General features: G+C 53.4%; 18 protein-coding genes. 12 read left to right on the plus strand and 6 right to left on the minus strand.

Annotated elements, in window-relative coordinates; translation table 11 throughout:
* Positions 1-204: 204 nt before the first annotated feature.
* Both WH298_RS05740 and speA read right to left on the minus strand, forming a co-directional pair.
* Positions 205-894 carry an EAL domain-containing protein gene (locus WH298_RS05740; protein WP_007890311.1) on the minus strand — a complete coding sequence of 230 codons (690 nt, stop codon included), beginning with the start codon at positions 892-894 and terminating at the stop codon, positions 205-207.
* Between the two features lie 718 nt (positions 895-1,612).
* Positions 1,613-3,592, minus strand: a complete 1,980-nt coding sequence (speA, locus tag WH298_RS05745; RefSeq protein WP_049850709.1) for a biosynthetic arginine decarboxylase — start codon at positions 3,590-3,592, stop codon at positions 1,613-1,615.
* Between the two features lie 777 nt (positions 3,593-4,369).
* Between speA and metK the strand changes: the two genes are divergently transcribed.
* From metK to ruvX, 8 genes are all read left to right on the plus strand, one after another.
* The gene (gene metK / locus WH298_RS05750) at positions 4,370-5,524 is read left to right on the plus strand and encodes a methionine adenosyltransferase (protein ID WP_007890313.1); all 1,155 of its coding nucleotides are present in this window, start codon (positions 4,370-4,372) and stop codon (positions 5,522-5,524) included.
* A 475-nt stretch (positions 5,525-5,999) separates the two neighbouring features.
* Positions 6,000-7,394 carry a sugar porter family MFS transporter gene (locus WH298_RS05755; protein ID WP_007890314.1) on the plus strand — a complete coding sequence of 465 codons (1,395 nt, stop codon included), beginning with the start codon at positions 6,000-6,002 and terminating at the stop codon, positions 7,392-7,394.
* Between the two features lie 83 nt (positions 7,395-7,477).
* Positions 7,478-7,990, plus strand: coding sequence for a SprT family zinc-dependent metalloprotease (locus WH298_RS05760; RefSeq protein WP_049850722.1), 513 nt, complete (start codon positions 7,478-7,480; stop codon positions 7,988-7,990).
* Between the two features lie 88 nt (positions 7,991-8,078).
* Entirely contained in the window at positions 8,079-8,786 is a 708-nt protein-coding gene (endA, locus tag WH298_RS05765) for a deoxyribonuclease I (RefSeq protein WP_007890316.1), read from the plus strand.
* A 73-nt stretch (positions 8,787-8,859) separates the two neighbouring features.
* On the plus strand, positions 8,860-9,591 hold the full coding sequence (gene rsmE / locus WH298_RS05770) for a 16S rRNA (uracil(1498)-N(3))-methyltransferase (RefSeq protein ID WP_007890317.1): 732 nt from the start codon (positions 8,860-8,862) through the stop codon (positions 9,589-9,591).
* A 38-nt stretch (positions 9,592-9,629) separates the two neighbouring features.
* Positions 9,630-10,574: a glutathione synthase gene (gene gshB / locus WH298_RS05775; RefSeq protein ID WP_007890318.1), complete on the plus strand. Its 945-nt coding sequence runs from the start codon at positions 9,630-9,632 to the stop codon at positions 10,572-10,574.
* Positions 10,575-10,656: 82 nt separating this feature from the next.
* On the plus strand, positions 10,657-11,220 hold the full coding sequence (locus tag WH298_RS05780; RefSeq protein ID WP_007890319.1) for a YqgE/AlgH family protein: 564 nt from the start codon (positions 10,657-10,659) through the stop codon (positions 11,218-11,220).
* Positions 11,220-11,636, plus strand: coding sequence for a Holliday junction resolvase RuvX (gene ruvX, locus WH298_RS05785; protein ID WP_007890320.1), 417 nt, complete (start codon positions 11,220-11,222; stop codon positions 11,634-11,636). The genes WH298_RS05780 and ruvX overlap by 1 nt, the downstream gene beginning before the upstream one ends.
* Positions 11,637-11,772: 136 nt before the next feature.
* Here ruvX and WH298_RS05790 read toward each other — a convergent pair whose 3' ends face one another.
* Complete coding sequence (locus WH298_RS05790) at positions 11,773-12,765, minus strand: type IV pilus twitching motility protein PilT (protein WP_180822421.1); 993 nt, start codon at positions 12,763-12,765, stop codon at positions 11,773-11,775.
* A 16-nt stretch (positions 12,766-12,781) separates the two neighbouring features.
* Between WH298_RS05790 and WH298_RS05795 the strand changes: the two genes are divergently transcribed.
* The 4 genes from WH298_RS05795 to hemW are packed head-to-tail and all read left to right on the plus strand — an operon-like array spanning position 12,782 to position 15,805.
* A complete protein-coding gene (locus tag WH298_RS05795; RefSeq protein WP_049850707.1) occupies positions 12,782-13,489 on the plus strand; it encodes a YggS family pyridoxal phosphate-dependent enzyme in 708 nt (235 codons plus the stop codon).
* 12 nt (positions 13,490-13,501) lie between these two features.
* A complete protein-coding gene (locus WH298_RS05800; RefSeq protein WP_007890323.1) occupies positions 13,502-14,056 on the plus strand; it encodes a YggT family protein in 555 nt (184 codons plus the stop codon).
* A gap of 20 nt (positions 14,057-14,076) precedes the next feature.
* On the plus strand, positions 14,077-14,670 hold the full coding sequence (locus WH298_RS05805; protein WP_180822422.1) for an XTP/dITP diphosphatase: 594 nt from the start codon (positions 14,077-14,079) through the stop codon (positions 14,668-14,670).
* Positions 14,663-15,805, plus strand: coding sequence for a radical SAM family heme chaperone HemW (gene hemW / locus WH298_RS05810; RefSeq protein ID WP_180822423.1), 1,143 nt, complete (start codon positions 14,663-14,665; stop codon positions 15,803-15,805). Before WH298_RS05805 ends, hemW begins: the two co-directional genes overlap by 8 nt.
* A gap of 32 nt (positions 15,806-15,837) precedes the next feature.
* Here the strand turns inward: hemW and WH298_RS05815 are convergent, their stop codons facing one another.
* From WH298_RS05815 to trmB, 3 genes are all read right to left on the minus strand, one after another.
* Positions 15,838-16,554, minus strand: coding sequence for a YggN family protein (locus WH298_RS05815; protein WP_180822424.1), 717 nt, complete (start codon positions 16,552-16,554; stop codon positions 15,838-15,840).
* A gap of 274 nt (positions 16,555-16,828) precedes the next feature.
* Positions 16,829-17,155, minus strand: a complete 327-nt coding sequence (locus WH298_RS05820) for a YggL family protein (protein WP_049850703.1) — start codon at positions 17,153-17,155, stop codon at positions 16,829-16,831.
* Positions 17,155-17,874, minus strand: coding sequence for a tRNA (guanosine(46)-N7)-methyltransferase TrmB (trmB, locus tag WH298_RS05825; protein ID WP_007890328.1), 720 nt, complete (start codon positions 17,872-17,874; stop codon positions 17,155-17,157). Before trmB ends, WH298_RS05820 begins: the two co-directional genes overlap by 1 nt.
* Positions 17,875-17,956: the final 82 nt, after the last annotated feature.

The following is a 17,956-nucleotide window of genomic DNA, read 5'->3' on the forward strand; positions in this document are numbered from 1 at the left end:
CTCATACAGGCTAATGATGAAATCGCGTTGAGTTTTGTTAAGCCGCCATCCTGATAACGCATTGGTTTTATTTCTTAAAATCACCACGGGAAAAATAGTTTTATTCTCAATCGGCCGGGCAGTAATTACGTGAAACGCGTGCAGCCCAGGCTTTGACATATTTTTCTTCCCCGAGGGATGAAACCAACCCAACTAACATCAGGATTACGCTATAAAATCATTGAGATAGATGCTCTGCCAGAAATAACCCTGCATGCCATAAATTGCTTTACGCGACAGCAGGTCGACCTGTTGTTGATTTTCAACGCCCTCAACAATCACGCCGTTGCATAATTCGTTGAGGTGGTCGAGCAGAATGTCAAAGGTGCGACCGTCGCCAAATTGCCAAAAAAAATCTTTGTCAATCTTGACGATTTCAAATATTCCGCTATCGAGCATGTTCAGGTTGGAATAACCCGGACCAAAGTCATCGAGCCATAAAGGGGCGGGCGTCACTTTCGCGACACCTTTTAACAGCAGCAGATCGGCGCTATTAAAGCGCGCGGTGAAGAATGCGGATATTTCCAGACGCAGCAGCGTCAGTTGAGCCAGTTTTTCTTGTATTTCATCATCTTTAAAGATGCTGGCTACGATATCTCTATCAACATTCACACTGACAATCTGATCAAACCCTTTCTGGTATAGCTGAATAAGTTTTTCGATCTGGTGGAGGAATAACTGCCATTTAATGTCAGCAGAAAGCTGACTGAAGAACCCTGCATCCCTGTTGGGGTTACGCTTATTATTGATATCTGCGTCATCGGCAAAACGCGTTAACAATTCCCTGGCAATCACCTGACCGGATAAAGCGTAAACCGGCTCCAACATGAAGATAAACTTCGGTTGATTGCTCATTTCATGGTCCTTACTGCAACTGCCTGATAGCGCTAAACTGTCAGGATTTCTCATGTAAGAAGTAAGGGAAACATTGATAAAACTTAATGCCTTAACTGAAGGTTAACGTACAACTTACACTTTGAAAAATAGATTTCAGTAAACAGTGCTGACAACTTCAATCGTTTAAACCAATCAATAACGTAAGTAAATTTCTCTAAAGTTCATAAAAACTTCGGATTATTCCTAGAAAAATTTAAGTTAGTACCAGTCTTGACAGATCAAGAAACAACGAAGCATTTGAAATAAAACAAAAATAATTAAATCAATATGGGTTGATTTATATTTTTATCCTAAAATGCGAATTCATTCATTTTAAATCAATGATTCCAAAAGGTGCCAAAAAACGATAATTACAATGGTTACTATTCAACCCTTAATGTTTAAATTTTTATTATACATCCCAATCAATACATAACAGATTGGCTGTCAGATGGTTGATGAATCAGTACTTACTGCAGGGTTATTATTGATAATAGCGATGCCAGCCGGCGGGCTTTCTTAGCAAAAATAAGAAGATAGAGAAGAACCTATTAATGACGTTTTTTGGGTGGGCGGTTATAAATAGGTCAAGAGTGATCATCTTCACAGATTAATTAAATAAGTGGCGATGAAAAAGAAAAAAGGCAGGAATGGTTAAAACCGGGCCTCTGGCGAAGCCCGGTTAATGAGCAGTTAATTACTCATCTTCAAGATAAGTATAACCGTACAGGCCGCTTTCAAATTCTGACAGGAACTGCGCACGCAGCTCTTCATCAATATCGGTCTGCTGTGTGACCTGATCGCGGAACAGCGTCATCAGATCGTTCGGATTCAGCTGCACATACTCCAGCATATCCGCCACGGTATCGCCCTCATCGGACAGCTGCACTTCAACGCTGCCATCCGGGAATGCAAACACATCCACCGCTTCGGTATCACCGAACAGGTTGTGCATATTGCCGAGGATCTCCTGATAGGCACCGACCATAAAGAAGCCGAGCATCGGTGGATTATCGATGTCGTATTCTGGCATCGGCATGGTGGTGGCAATACCGTCGCCATCAACGTAGTGATCGATGGTGCCATCGGAGTCACAGGTGATATCCAGCAACACCGCGCGACGCTTAGGCATTTTGTTCAGCCCTTCCAGCGGCAGCACCGGGAACAGCTGATCGATACCCCACGCATCCGGCATCGACTGGAACAGCGAGAAGTTGACGTAAATCTTATCCGCCATCCGCTCCTGCAGCTCATCAATGATCGGACGGTGCGCACGGTTGCTGGGATCGAGATGCTGCTGAATATAGTGGCAGATGCTCAGATAGAGCTGCTCCGCCCAGGCGCGCTGACCGAGATCGTAAGTTCCTGATGAATAACCCGTATGGATATCGAACAGATCCATCTGGCTATCGTGCAGCCATTCACGCAGCGAACGACGCACATCGGGTTCATGCATCTCTTGCCACGTATCCCACAGGCTCTGGATCGGACGCGGTGAATCGGCATCCGGTGCCACTGGCGTGCTGAATTCGTTTCGTTCCACACCAATGATATTGGACACCAGCACCGTATGGTGCGCGGTTACCGCACGCCCCGATTCAGTGATCACCGTTGGGTGCTCAAGACCGTTCTCTTCACAGGCGTCGCCAATCGCCCAAATCACGTTATTCGCGTACTCGTTCAGGCCATAGTTGACCGAGCAATCGGACTGCGAACGCGTACCTTCATAGTCGACGCCCAAACCGCCGCCGACGTCGAAGCATTTGATGTTAACGCCCAGCTTCGCCAGCTCAACATAGAAGCGCGCCGACTCACGTACGCCGGTGGCGATGTCGCGGATGTTGGACATCTGTGAGCCGAGATGGAAGTGCAGCAGCTGCAGGCTATCGAGACGACCGGCCTTGCGCATGATGTCGACCAGCTGCAACACCTGCGACGCTGCCAGACCAAACTTGGATTTTTCGCCACCGCTCGACTGCCACTTGCCTGAACCCTGCGAGGCCAGACGCGCACGAATACCGAGACGCGGCACCACGCTCAACCGCTCAGCTTCTTCCAGCACCAGGCGCACTTCGGTCATCTTCTCAATCACCAAATAAACTTTGTGACCGAGCTTCTCACCAATCAGCGCCAGACGAATATATTCACGGTCTTTATAGCCGTTACAGACGATCACCGAGCGGGTTTTACCGGCATGGGCCAGTACCGCCATCAGTTCCGCTTTCGAACCGGCTTCTAAACCTAACGGCTCGCCGGAGTTGACCAGCGACTCAATGACACGCTTATGCTGGTTAACCTTGATCGGGTAAACCAGGAAGTAATCGCCTTTATAGCCGTAGGACTCACGCGCACGTTTGAAGGCGGCGTTAATCGAACGCAGACGATGCTGGAGAATCTGCGGGAAGCAGAACAGCGCAGGCAGACGCTGACCGTCGGCTTCGCGCTCTTTAACCAGTTTTGCCAGGTCAACGCGCACTTCCGGCTGATCCGGATCGGGACACACGCTGATGTGCCCCAGTTCGTTGACGTCGTAATAGTTATTTCCCCACCAGGCAATATTGTAGGTACGCAGCATTCTGCTCGCTTCCTGATCGTTCATTGCCACCTCCTGCATGGAGCGGAGTGAACCCTGTTCGCCAGCTGACGAACCCTTGATATTCTTCATGTCGTCAGACATCGCGAACCTCAATTTTCCGTTGAAATATGAAATCGTTACCGCGTTTTGTCATGGTAACGCCAGGTGAAAATTGTCCCATCCTGCTTACTGCCCCTTTAAGGTTGCATGACTCTAAGTGTAAAACACCGCGCCGAAGTCGGTGAAATCAGGGCAATAGCCGGAGATTTGCACGTTCATTAGCGAGTGAAACGCAGTAATAGATGTAGGGATAATTTAACCGATGCTCGTGTCGGGATAATGAACAGAACGTCGACAGGATAAAAGAACAGATGTGGAATGGGAAAGGAGAGCCAGCGCGCCGACACAGCGCAGTGAACCAATGAGAGAGAAAGAGTGGTTCATTACTTTAATCACCTCCATCGCCGGCTAACAGCCTGCGAGAAACGGCTTGGGTGAAAGTCAGAATAAATGACATCTGACGGCGCGACGCACAGTGACGTCATCCTTTACGCTGAAACAGCAGCGGCGTTTTATACAGCCACACGGGTTAAATTGCAAAATCTTTGTCAGGTAACTGCGTGCGGTGTCAGGAAATTATTCCACTTGCGATGTTGCGGAAAATGCGGGAACGGAAAAAGCACTGGAAAAGTGCTCACTGAGTAACCTAGAATAGCCGTCCAGATGGTTTTCCATCTAAACTGATTAACATCCAGGCGGTGTCTGTCTGGCGCATTAAAACTTCTTACTGCTCGTGGCTTTGCCTGAAGGGGCGTTAAGTCGATTTCATCATTAACGCTATGCAGTCGTATTCAAACCATTGTTAAGGTAAAGAACAGAATGGCTAAACACCTTTTTACATCTGAGTCCGTATCAGAAGGACATCCTGATAAAATCGCTGACCAAATTTCCGATGCCGTGCTGGATGCCATCCTGGAACAGGATCCCAAAGCACGCGTGGCCTGCGAAACGTACGTTAAGACCGGTATGGTGCTGGTTGGCGGTGAAATCACCACCAGCGCATGGGTTGATATTGAAGAGATCACCCGTAATACCGTACGTGAAATCGGTTATGTCCATTCCGATATGGGCTTTGATGCGAACTCTTGCGCGGTACTGAGCGCGATTGGTAAGCAATCGCCAGACATCAACCAGGGCGTTGACCGTACCGATCCGCTGGAGCAAGGCGCCGGTGACCAGGGCCTGATGTTCGGTTATGCCAGCAACGAAACCGATGTGCTGATGCCAGCGCCGGTCACCTATGCGCACCGTTTGGTGCAGCGTCAGGCTGAAGTGCGTAAAAGCGGTTCACTGCCATGGCTGCGTCCGGATGCGAAAAGCCAGATCACCTTCCAGTACGATGACGGCAAAATTGTCGGTATCGATGCGGTTGTGCTGTCAACGCAGCATGCTGAAGAGGTGACCACCGCCGATCTGCGCGAAGCCGTGATGGAAGAGATCATCAAGCCGGTTCTGCCGACGGAGTGGATCAACGCCAGCACCAAATATCACATCAACCCAACCGGCCGCTTTGTTATCGGTGGTCCAATGGGTGACTGCGGTCTGACCGGTCGTAAAATCATCGTGGATACCTACGGCGGCATGGCGCGTCACGGTGGCGGCGCATTCTCGGGCAAAGACCCGTCAAAAGTTGACCGTTCTGCCGCTTACGCTGCACGTTATGTGGCGAAGAACATCGTTGCAGCTGGCCTCGCTGACCGTTGCGAAATTCAGGTTTCCTACGCGATTGGCGTGGCTGAGCCAACCTCCATCATGGTTGAAACCTTCGGCACTGAGAAAGTCTCAACCGAGCAGCTGACGCTGCTGGTACGCGAGTTCTTCGACCTGCGTCCATATGGCCTGATTCAGATGATGGATCTGCTGAAACCGATCTATAAAGAGACCGCAGCATACGGTCACTTTGGCCGTGAGCACTTCCCGTGGGAGCAGACCGATAAAGCGGCTCAACTGCGTGAAGCGGCGGGCTTGAAGTAATCGCGGCCTCTACGGGCTGATGCCCTCACCTTGGCCCTCTCCCACAGGAGAGGGAAACGCTGCAAGATGTATGACTGAAAATGAGCTCGCTTAGGCGGGCTTTTTTTATGCCTTTTAATCGTCAGGCGCATTTTTCTATGCCGTCTACACTTCTTACGCTGTGTTTACAACATAGTGATAACGATTACATTTTGAAATCCTTTAACAATCGGCAATTTAGAGATTTTTCAGCGTAGTTATTACTGTGAAAATGCGTTATTTTCAGCGTCGTCTGATAGCCGGTATTTAGTGCAATGTCAGAAACTTAAAGGGTGCTATACCTTACTGGTTACGTAACTATTTCGGGCGGAAAATGCTGGATTGCAGGGTTTCAGCGTGTGTAACCGATTACACTGATGTGATCGCTCTCACTTTTTTCCGCCGACAGGTTTCATAACATTGATAACAACAACGATGGATAAACTTTGGAGGCATCATGCCTGGTAATAATCACAAAAGCAGAACATCAAATAAGGTCATGACCTTGTTTGTCTGCTTTTTAGCGGCCCTGGCCGGCTTGCTGTTTGGATTGGATATCGGTGTTATCGCCGGTGCTCTGCCTTTCATCGCAAAAGATTTTAACGTCACCGCACATCAGCAGGAATGGATCGTCAGCTCGATGATGTTTGGTGCGGCGGTGGGTGCTGTGGGTAGCGGCTGGATGTCATCGCGTCTGGGCCGTAAAAAAAGCCTGATGGCCGGTGCCATTCTGTTCGTCATTGGTTCGCTGTGGTCTGCGGGTGCAACCAGCCCGGACATGCTGATCGCTGCGCGCGTGGTGCTGGGCCTGGCCGTGGGTGTCGCGTCTTATACCGCTCCGCTCTATCTCTCTGAAATCGCGCCAGAGAAGATTCGCGGCAGTATGATTTCGCTCTACCAGCTGATGATCACCATCGGTATTCTGGCCGCTTATCTCTCTGATACCGCCTTCGCCGACGCCGGCGCATGGCGCTGGATGCTGGGCATCATCACCATTCCTGCCGTGTTGCTGCTGATTGGCGTGTTCTTCCTGCCGAACAGCCCACGCTGGCTGGCCGCGAAGGGGGATTTCCGCAGTGCGGAACGCGTGTTATCGCGTCTTCGTGATACCAGCGAACAAGCAAAACGTGAACTGGATGAGATTCGTGAAAGCCTGAAGATCAAACAGTCTGGCTGGCAGCTGTTCCAGAGCAACAGTAACTTCCGCCGCGCGGTGTTCCTCGGCGTGCTGTTGCAGGTGATGCAGCAGTTCACCGGTATGAACGTCATAATGTACTACGCGCCGAAAATTTTCGAAATCGCTGGCTTTGCCAACACCACGCAGCAAATGTGGGGCACGGTGATTGTAGGTCTGGTGAACGTGCTGGCTACCTTTATCGCTATTGGTCTGGTGGATCGCTGGGGCCGTAAACCAACGCTGCTGCTGGGCTTCCTGGTGATGGCCGTTGGTATGGGCGTGCTGGGTACAATGTTGCACATCGGCATCCACTCGCCAGAAGCGCAGTACTTCGCGGTCGCGATGCTGCTGATGTTTATCATTGGTTTTGCGATGTCTGCTGGTCCGCTGATTTGGGTGCTGTGTTCAGAAATCCAGCCGCTGAAAGGCCGCGATTTTGGTATCACGGTTTCCACCGCGACCAACTGGATTGCTAACATGATTGTCGGCGCCACCTTCCTGACCATGCTGAATACGCTGGGCAACGCGCCAACCTTCTGGGTGTACGCCGGTCTGAACGTGTTCTTCATTCTGCTGACGCTGACGCTGATTCCAGAGACCAAAAACGTCTCGCTGGAACACATCGAACGCAATCTGATGTCAGGCAAAAAACTGCGCGATATCGGTCAGAAGTAATCCCGATAAGCGAATTCAAGGGCTGCCTGCTGGCGGCCCTTTTTTGTTTGATTCAACTGTCGCAACCTTTTATTCTGCCCCACATGAAAACACCGCGCCTTCCCATCGCCTTACAACAAGCCGTTATGCGCTCGCTACGCCATTTTTTACAGCTGGCCAACGAGAAGCTGGAGCGCCGCTTTGATGAGCCCTCGCTGATCTACCAGCAGCGCGGCACGGCGGCGGGCACCGCATGGCTGGAAAAGTGGGAAATCCGAATCAATCCGGTGCTGCTGTTGGAAAATCAGCAGGCGTTTGTTGATGAAGTGGTGCCGCACGAACTGGCGCATTTGCTGGTGTGGAAAACCTTTGGCCGCGTGCCGCCGCACGGTAAAGAGTGGAAATGGATGATGGAGAGCGTGCTCGGCGTGCCGGCGCGTCGCACCCACCAGTTTGAAATCGACTCAGTGCGCAGCAATACGTTCCCCTATCGCTGCCGCTGTCAGCAGCACCAGCTGACTGTGCGTCGCCATAACCGCGTGCTGCGCGGCGAAAGCGAGTATCGTTGCGTACACTGCAAATCTCTGCTGCAGCCCGGTGAGTTTTCAGCAACATAGCTCAGCAACATAGTCTAATCTCATATCCCATGCGTCATCATTCTGTTACCCTGCCGCCCTTTTTCAGGACCAGGTTAATTTTTGGAATATGTCTCGCAAAACGCTGCTGTTTCTTACCTTATTAGTTGCCCCACTTAGTGCTTATAGCCTCAGTTTCACTCACTATCATCAAAACAATTTTAATCAGGCCAAAGCCTATGCGGCGCAGATCAACGCCGATGCGCCTGCGGACTTTTACTGCGGCTGCAAAATCAGCTGGCACGGCAAAAAAGGCGTGCCGGATTTATCCAGCTGCGGCTACAGCGTGCGTAAGAATGCCAATCGCGCTGAACGCATTGAGTGGGAACATGTGATGCCAGCGTGGGAATTCGGTCACCAGCGTCAGTGCTGGCAAAACGGCGGACGCAAAAACTGCAGCAAAGACGCGGATTACCGCCGCATCGAAAGCGATTTGCATAACCTGCAGCCGGCAATTGGCGAAGTGAACGGCGATCGCAATAACTTCCAGTACAGCCAGTGGAACGGTGGCGATCAACAGTATGGCCAGTGCAGCATGAAGGTTGATTTTAAGCAGAAGCTGGCGCAGCCGCCCGAGCGCGCACGCGGTGCGATAGCACGCACCTACTTCTATATGCGCGATCAATATCAGCTGCGCCTGTCACGCCAGCAAACCCAGCTGTTTACCGCCTGGGATAAGCAATATCCGGTGACGAAGTGGGAGTGCGAGCGCGACAACCGCATCGCTAAAGTGCAGGGAAATCATAACGCTTATGTACAGCAGGCTTGCCAGCGCTAAAAGCGCTACCCTACACTAGCTTTTTTCGATTGCGCCGTGTCAGCTGACACGGCATAACGCTGGCAGGAACCGCATGCGTATACCTCGCATTTATCACCCCGAATCTCTTGAAGTAAACAGTGAAGTCTTCCTTGATGAGGACGCCGCTAACCATGTCGGGCGCGTGCTGCGCATGACCGCTGGTCAGCAAATTGAGCTGTTTGATGGCAGTAATCTGACTTTTAACGCTGAAATCACCCAGGCTGATAAAAAGCGTGTAAAAGTAAGGGTCCTTGCCAGTCAGGCTGATGACCGTGAATCGCCGCTGCATCTGCATCTTGGTCAGGTGATGTCGCGCGGCGAAAAAATGGAATTCACTATCCAGAAATCGATCGAACTTGGCGTGAATGTGATTACGCCCTTGTTTTCTGAGCGTTGCGGCGTAAAGCTGGATGCCGAGCGACTGGCGAAAAAGATTCAGCAATGGCAGAAAATCGCAATTGCCGCCTGTGAACAGTGCGGCCGCAATCGCGTGCCGGAAATTCGCGAGCCGATGACATTACAAGCCTGGTGTGCGGAAGCCGATGAGGGTTTAAAACTCAATCTGCATCCGCGCGCCAGTCACAGCATTAACACGCTGCCGCAGCCGGTGGAGCGCGTACGTTTGCTGATTGGACCGGAAGGCGGCTTATCCGCCGAAGAAATTGCCATGACGGCGCAACAGGGTTTCACCGATATTTTGCTCGGACCACGCGTGTTACGCACCGAAACTACCGCGCTCACCGCCATTACGGCACTTCAGGTGAGGTTTGGCGACCTCGGTTAAGCGATACTTTTGGTTGAATACCCCTTGAGGAGAGAATAATGATCAAGCTTGGCATCGTTATGGACCCCATTTCGTCCATCAACATTAAAAAAGACACCAGCTTCGCCATGTTGCTGGAAGCACAGCGCCGTGGTTACGAAATTCATTACATGGAGATGAGCGATCTCTCCCTGCGCGGCGGCGTGAGCTATGCGCGCACCCGTCTGCTGAGCGTTGAGCAGAACTACGACAACTGGTACACGTTTGGCAGCGAGCAGCTTATCCCGCTGGCCGATCTCAACGTGGTGCTGATGCGTAAAGATCCGCCGTTCGACACCGAGTTTATCTACGCCACCTACCTGCTGGAGCGTGCTGAAGAGCAAGGCACGCTGATCGTCAACAAACCGCAAAGCCTGCGCGACTGCAACGAAAAGCTGTATACCGCATGGTTTGCCGATCTGACGCCCGATACGCTGGTTACGCGCAACAAAGAGCAGCTGCGCGCCTTCTGGCAGGAACATGGTGATGTGATTCTGAAACCGCTTGATGGCATGGGCGGCGCGTCCATCTTCCGCGTGAAGCAAGATGACCCGAACTTCGGCGTGATCACTGAAACCCTGACCAATCACGGCCAGAACTTCTGCATGGCGCAGAACTACCTGCCGGCGATTAAAGAGGGTGATAAACGCGTACTGGTGGTGGATGGTGAACCGGTGCCTTACTGCCTGGCGCGTATTCCGCAAGGCGGTGAAACGCGCGGTAACCTGGCCGCCGGTGGCCGTGGCGAAGCGCGTCCGTTGAGCGACAGCGATTGGGAAATTGCGCGTCGCGTCGGTCCAACACTCAAAGCCAAGGGGCTGATTTTTGTCGGTCTGGATATCATCGGTGATAAACTGACTGAAGTTAACGTGACCAGCCCAACCTGCGTACGTGAAATCGAGGCCGCGTTCCCGATATCAATCACCGGCATGCTGATGGATGCCATTGAGAAACGCCTGGGCTGATGCCGTCGGAGTGCAAGCTCCGTGAACACCCAAAACCGGCGCTGTCGCGGCTGCGCCGGTTATTTTTGATATACGAGTGATAATGAATTTACAGCATCATTTTTTAATTGCGATGCCGTCGCTGCAGGACCCGCTATTCAAACGCTCCGTGGTGTATATCTGCGAGCATAATGAAGATGGCGCCATGGGTTTGATCGTGAATAAACCGATGGAAAACCTGACGGTCGAAGGCATTCTTAAAAAGCTTAAAATTAGCGCATCCGAACGCGATCCAGCCATCAAACTGGATAAGCCAGTGTTTGCCGGTGGTCCGCTGGCGGAGGATCGTGGTTTTATTCTGCACTCGGCGCAGCGCATTTACTCCTCGAGCATTCGTATTTCTGACACCACGGTGATCACCACCTCGCGTGATGTGCTGGAAGCGATCGGTACTGCCTCGCAGCCAGACAATGTGCTGGTGGCGCTGGGTTATTGCGCCTGGGAGAAAGGTCAGCTTGAAGACGAGCTGCTGGAAAATGCCTGGCTTACCTCACCGGCTAATACCAATATTTTGTTCCAGACGCCTATCGCAGAGCGCTGGCGCGAAGCGGCACGCGGCTTAGGCGTGGATATACACAATATCGCCACCGATGCAGGGCACGCCTGATGGCCAATGAAACCTTATTGGGCTTCGATTTTGGCACCAAAAGCATCGGCGTCGCCATTGGACAGCAGCTCACGGGTACCGCTCGTGCGCTGACGGCCTTGAAAGCGCAAGATGGCACGCCAGACTGGAATCTGATCGAAAAACTGCTGAAAGAGTGGCAGCCCGATTATGTAGTGGTCGGTTTGCCGCTGAATATGGATGGCACCGAACAAGAGCTGACGGCACGCGCGCGTAAGTTTGCCAATCGCCTGCACGGTCGTTTTGGCGTGCGCGTTGAGCTGCAGGACGAACGCCTGAGCACCGTTGAAGCGCGTGCCGACCTGTTTGAACGCGGCGGTTTTCGTGCGCTGCAGAAGGGCCAGGTCGATTCGCAATCGGCAGTGATTATCCTCGAAGATTGGTTCGAGACGCATTAAACCCTTACCAGTTATCTCATCCAGATCTTTCACATACCGTAGCGGCGCGATTTATCGCGCGTATAAATGACGGCACCATGCCTATCCATGCATTGCGCAATAAATTGCGCCGCTACGATTTGTACTCAATCCCACATCAAATCATCCCCGCCTGCTGACGCGCCTGCTCGCTCTGCGCAAAGGTTTGCATCCCGGCCTGCGCGCCGGTTTGTAACACGCCCGGCAACTGGTGCATTTTCCCTTCACGAATGAGGTTTGCCACCGCCGGCGTCGCTACCAGTACTTCAAATAACCCCACGCGTCCGCCCGCTTTTGCCGGCACTAAGCGCTGCGCCAGCACCGCTTTTAAGCTGCCCGCTAATTGGGTGCGCACCAGGTTCTTCTCCTCGGCGGGAAAGACATCCACCAGCCGATCCACCGCCTGGGTTGCGCCGCGCGTATGCAGCGTCGCCAGCACCAAATGCCCGGTTTCTGCTGCGGTAAGCGCCAGCCGGATGGTTTCGCTATCACGCAGTTCACCGAGCAGAATCACATCGGGATCTTCGCGCAGCGCGGCTTTTAGCCCATGTTGAAACGAGGCGCAGTGCGCGCCCACTTCGCGCTGCTGAATCAACGATCGCTGACTGTGATGAACAAACTCGATTGGATCTTCCAGCGTCAGGATGTGCCGCGCCTGCTGACGATTAAGGCTATCCACCATTGCCGCCAGCGTGGTGGATTTGCCGCTGCCGGTGGCGCCGGTGATCAAAATCAGCCCCTCTTCCAGCTGTAATAGCTGGCTCACCACTTCGGGCAAATGCAGGCTGCTAAGATTAGGCGCGCTGCTGGCAATCAGCCGCAGCGCCAACGATAAACCGTGCCGCTGCATAAACAAGTTGGCACGCAGTCGCACGCCGCTGGTCAGCGTAATGGCAAAATCGACATGGCCATTTTCCTCCAGCTCGGCCTGCTGCGACGCAGTGAGCCACTGCTGCATAAAGCTTTCCAGCCAGCCGCCCTCCAGCGCGCTTTGCTGCGGAATCGGCTCCAGCACGCCTTGTCGTCGCCAGTGCGGCAAATGTCCGCTGCAAAGGTGCAGATCGGCGGCGTTATGCTTTACACTAAGGGCCACAATTTCATCCAACTCCATTTAACTTCTCCTGACTATGACTTCCATTGAGCACAACTTACAGCAAGTGCGTGAGCGCATCGCCGCTGCCGCCGCACGTTGCGGGCGCGCGCCAGAAGAAATTACGCTGCTTGCAGTGAGCAAAACCAAACCTGCGAGCGCGGTCGCAGAAGCCATTGCCGCTGGACAGCAGGCGTTCGGTGAAAATTACGTGCAGGAAGGGGTTGAAAAAGTGGCTGAGCTGGCCGCACATCCTGATTTGCAATGGCACTTTATCGGTCCGCTACAATCCAATAAGAGCCGTCTGGTGGCGGAAAATTTTGCCTGGTGCCACACCGTTGACCGGCAGCGCATCGCGCAGCGCCTGAACGATCAGCGCCCGGCGTCGTTGCCGCCGCTCAACGTGTTAATTCAGGTAAATATCAGTGACGAAAACAGCAAATCTGGCATCATGCTGGAGGCGCTGCCCGAGCTAGCGCAATACATCGCCGCGCTGCCACATTTGCGCCTGCGTGGGCTGATGGCCATTCCAGCGCCGGAATCAGAATACGATCGGCAATTGGCGGTCTGCCAGCAGATGGCCAGCGCGTTTCATGCCTTACAGCAGGATTATCCTGACGTCGATACGCTTTCTCTGGGAATGAGTGACGATATGGACGCGGCAATCGCCGCGGGCAGCACCATGGTGCGGATTGGCACCGCCGTTTTCGGCGCGCGGGATTATGCGCGACCTACACAACAATAATTGAGGAACCTCATGTTAACACTGACGTTTTTAGTCAAAACGCTGATCGATTTGTACGTGATGGTGCTGCTGCTGCGCATCTGGATGCAGTGGTCGCGCTGTGACTTCTACAACCCGCTGGCGCAGTTTGTCGTGAAGATCACTCAGCCGATTATCAAGCCGCTGCGCCGTATCATCCCCGCGATTGGCCCAATTGATACCGCTTCGCTGCTGCTGGCGTTTGTGCTCACCACGCTGAAATATCCGATACTGCTGCTGATTCAGGTCGGCGTATTCTCGATTGATCCGACCAATCTGCTGGTTGGCCTGCTGTCGCTGGTGAAGTCCGCCGGTTATCTGGTGTTCTGGGTAATCATCATCCGCTCACTGATGAGCTGGATCAGCCAGGGCCGCGGTCCGATGGATCAGGTGTTGTTGCAGCTGACTGAACCGCTGATGTCACCGATTCGCCGTATTCTGCCCGCGATGGGCGGCATCGATTTCTCTGCCATGATTGTCATTCTGGTGCTGTACGCGCTGAATTTCCTCGGCATGGACCTGTTCCCAGGTCTCTGGTATTTGCTGTAATTCGCTAATCTGGAACTGTTATGCAAAAAGTTGTTCTCGCTACCGGTAATCCGGGCAAAGTTCGTGAACTGGCCGATCTGTTAGCGGCCTTCGGACTCGATATCGTGGCGCAAACCGAACTCGGCGTGGAGTCAGCGGATGAAACCGGCCTGACCTTTATCGAAAACGCCATTCTCAAAGCGCGCCATGCGGCTGACATTACCGGCTTACCGGCGATTGCTGATGATTCGGGCCTGGCGGTGGACGCATTGGGCGGCGCGCCGGGCATTTACTCCGCGCGCTATGCTGGCGTTGACGCCAGCGACCAGCAGAATCTGGAGAAGCTGCTGGTGGCCCTGGAAAATGTGCCGGAGGGCAAACGCCAGGCACAATTCCACTGCGTGCTGGTGTATGTGCGTCATGCCGCCGATCCCACGCCGCTGGTGTTTCACGGCAGCTGGGCCGGTGAAATCACCCGCTCAGCCGCTGGCGAAGGCGGTTTTGGTTACGATCCCATCTTCTACGTACCTGAATTAGGTAAAACGGCGGCAGAGCTGAGTAAAGACGAAAAGCGCGCCGTCTCTCACCGTGGTAAAGCATTGACGCTGCTGCTGGAAGCGATGCGCAATGCCTGAGTTACCTCCGTTAAGCCTGTACATCCATATTCCGTGGTGTGTGCAGAAGTGCCCGTACTGTGATTTCAACTCTCACGCGTTAAAAGGCGAGGTGCCGCACATCGAGTATGTGCAGCACCTGCTGAACGATCTCGAGCAAGATTTGCCGCTCACCGCGGGGCGCGAAGTGCGCACCATCTTTATCGGCGGCGGTACCCCAAGCCTGCTGAGCAGCAATGCGATGCAGATGCTGATGGATGGCGTGCGAGCGCGTTTGCCGCTGGCTGCCGATGCGGAAATCACCATGGAAGCCAATCCGGGCACGGTGGAAGCCGATCGCTTCAGTGGTTATCAGCGCGCGGGGATTAACCGTATTTCGATTGGCGTGCAGAGTTTTAGCCCACAGAAGCTGGAGCGTCTGGGCCGCATTCACGGGCCGCAAGAAGCGGTACGCGCGGCGCAGCTGGCTGAAGGCTTAGGTTTGCGCAGCTTTAACCTCGATCTGATGCATGGCTTGCCGGATCAGTCGCTGGATGAAGCGCTGGATGATTTGCGTCAGGCGATTGCTCTTAACCCACCGCATCTGTCGTGGTATCAGCTGACGATCGAACCGAATACCTTATTTGGCTCGCGTCCACCGAAACTGCCGGATGATGACGCGCTGTGGGATATCTTTGAGCAAGGTCATCAGTTGCTGAGCGCCGCAGGTTATCAGCAATATGAAACCTCGGCCTACGCCAAGCCCGGTTATCGCTGCGAACACAACCTTAACTACTGGCGCTTTGGTGATTATCTGGGCATTGGCTGCGGCGCACACGGCAAGCTGACGCAGCCGGATGGCCGCATCGTGCGCACCGTAAAAACGCGCCATCCACGTGGTTTTATGAAAGGTCATTATCTTGATAAGCAGCACGAAGTGGGCGAAAACGATAAGCCATTCGAGTTCTTTATGAACCGCTTCCGCCTGCTGGAGGCCGCTCCGCGCGCGGATTTCCGTCGCTATACCGGTATGGATGAGCAGATCATTCGCCCGCAAATTGATGCCGCGATAACCGCGGGATACGTGGTGGAAAGTGCTGAATACTGGCAGATTACTGAGAAAGGGAAGCTGTTCCTGAACTCGCTGCTGGAGCTGTTCTTAAGCGAAGATGAGTAAACAGAAGGCCGGGAAACCGGCCTTCTGCGTTGTTAGCCTTTAACGCCCTGCATCAATCCTTTGCGCTGCTCTTCCAGCACGGTGACGCGGTTACACACTTCGTGGCCGAAATTCTGGAAATCCTGCTCCTGCTTATTCCATTCCGCCTGCACCGACTGCTGTAAGCCGCCAAGGTTGCCCATGATGGCCTGCAGCGGATTGCTGCCGCTCGCGGCCTGGCTGCTGCCCATTTCGTTGAGGCTATCCTGCATGATGCCGCCCAATGTGCTCTGCACCAGCTTCTCGCCTTCAGCGCGCACCTGATCGATGGCCTGATGATGGAAGGTTAATCCATCCGGGCGATGCTCAATAATCCGGTTCATTTGCTGCTTGAGCTGGCCGTCCAGCTTGGTCAGACGATTACGCACATTGCTGTTAGCGCCGAGCTTTTCGACGATCACCTTATCCAGCGCCACGCGGCTGCGTTCAAGACGTGAAGTCGCACCGCTATCGATCCATGGCAAGTCGCGACGCAGCGCGGTTTGATAATTGATGGCTTTCTGGCGCGCGGCGTTATCCATGTTGACCTTCTGGCCATTAAACTGCACATCGCCCTGCGGAGTGATTTCGAGGTTGCCGTTGCTGCCCACCACCTGCACGCTCTGCGGTTTAATGATCACATCATCCTGTGGCTTGACGCTGCACTCGTATGCAGCCTGAGCCTGAGTTGCCGCCAGCAGCAGCGCGGCGATAAGTGCCTTACGAACCATGAAATCTCCTGAGCAATAAAAAGGTCGCCATAAAGGTACAAACCGGGCTGATGGGTAACAGTTTGCTCGCTGTAGTCAAAATGTGCTTGCTGCCCCCCATCCCGGCCTTCCCCCGCAAGCGGGGGAAGGAGACGCTGCCACATGCCAATTTAATACTCACATATGGCACATCTTCCTCCCCCGCGAGCGGGGGAGGACCGAGGAGGGGGACAGCCAGCACGGTACGAGGTGGGGAAAAGCCAGCACGTTTTTAACTCGCATCAACCATTAAAGATTAGTCCCACCAAACGTCGAAGAGTTCAGTTACTTGAATATCAGAAAGGTTATGCTGCTCGAGCCACTTACGCACCAGTTCGCGGTGCTCATCGGTGCACTTGCCGGTTTCCTGCAGGCAAACCAGACCTTCCCACACCAGATAGCCGCTGCCATCGTAGGCCAAACCATTCGGCGCGATCACTTCGTTAATGAACTGATCAACAGTCGCATCAATTTGCTGCTCGGTGGTGCCTTCGGCAAAACGCCAGGCCACGGAGAAACCTAATTCCTGAAACTCATCAATATGCAGTTTTTTACGCAAACGACGGCTACGCTGTACGGCCATTATTTCACCCTCTCAAACATCAGATCCCATACGCCATGGCCTAGTCGCTGCCCGCGCTGCTCAAACTTGGTTAACGGACGCGTTTCGGGACGCGGCACGTAATCATTACTCTCCGACTGATTTTTATATCCGTCGATGCTGCTCATCACTTCTAACATGTGTTCGGCGTAGGCTTCCCAGTCGGTTGCCATGTGGAACACGCCGCCCAGCTTCAACTTGCGCATCACCAGTTCAGCAAACGGCACCTGTACGATGCGACGTTTGTTATGGCGCGCTTTGTGCCACGGATCCGGGAAGAACAGCTGCACCATACGCAGCGAGTTGTCCGGAATCATCTTCTGCAGCACTTCCACCGCGTCGTGACACATCACGCGCAGGTTCTCTACGCCCGCTTCCTTAGCCGATGCCAGACAAGCGCCGACGCCCGGAGCATGAACTTCCAGGCCGAGGAAGTTCTGGTGCGGATTGTTCTGCGCCATGGTCACCAGCGAGGCGCCCATGCCAAAACCAATTTCCAGCACGACCGGCGCGTCACGGCCAAACAGCGTCACCAGATCCAGCGGTTCCGGCTGGAACTCAACGCCCATCTCCGGCCATAAATTATCGAGCGCGAGCTGTTGTCCTTTCGTTAAGCGCCCCTGGCGGCGCACAAAACTGCGGATACGGCGTAATGGCCGCCCGTTCTCATCAAATTCAGGGGTGATGACGTCATTAATCATGTTGAAGCCTGCTGGTTAGCCTGTTCTGGGAAACGGGCATTATGCAAAGTTAGAAAGCAGAAGCAAGCCTTTGCAATGTTCC

The sequence above is a fragment of the Pantoea nemavictus genome, assembly GCF_037479095.1.
Classification (GTDB): domain Bacteria; phylum Pseudomonadota; class Gammaproteobacteria; order Enterobacterales; family Enterobacteriaceae; genus Pantoea; species Pantoea nemavictus.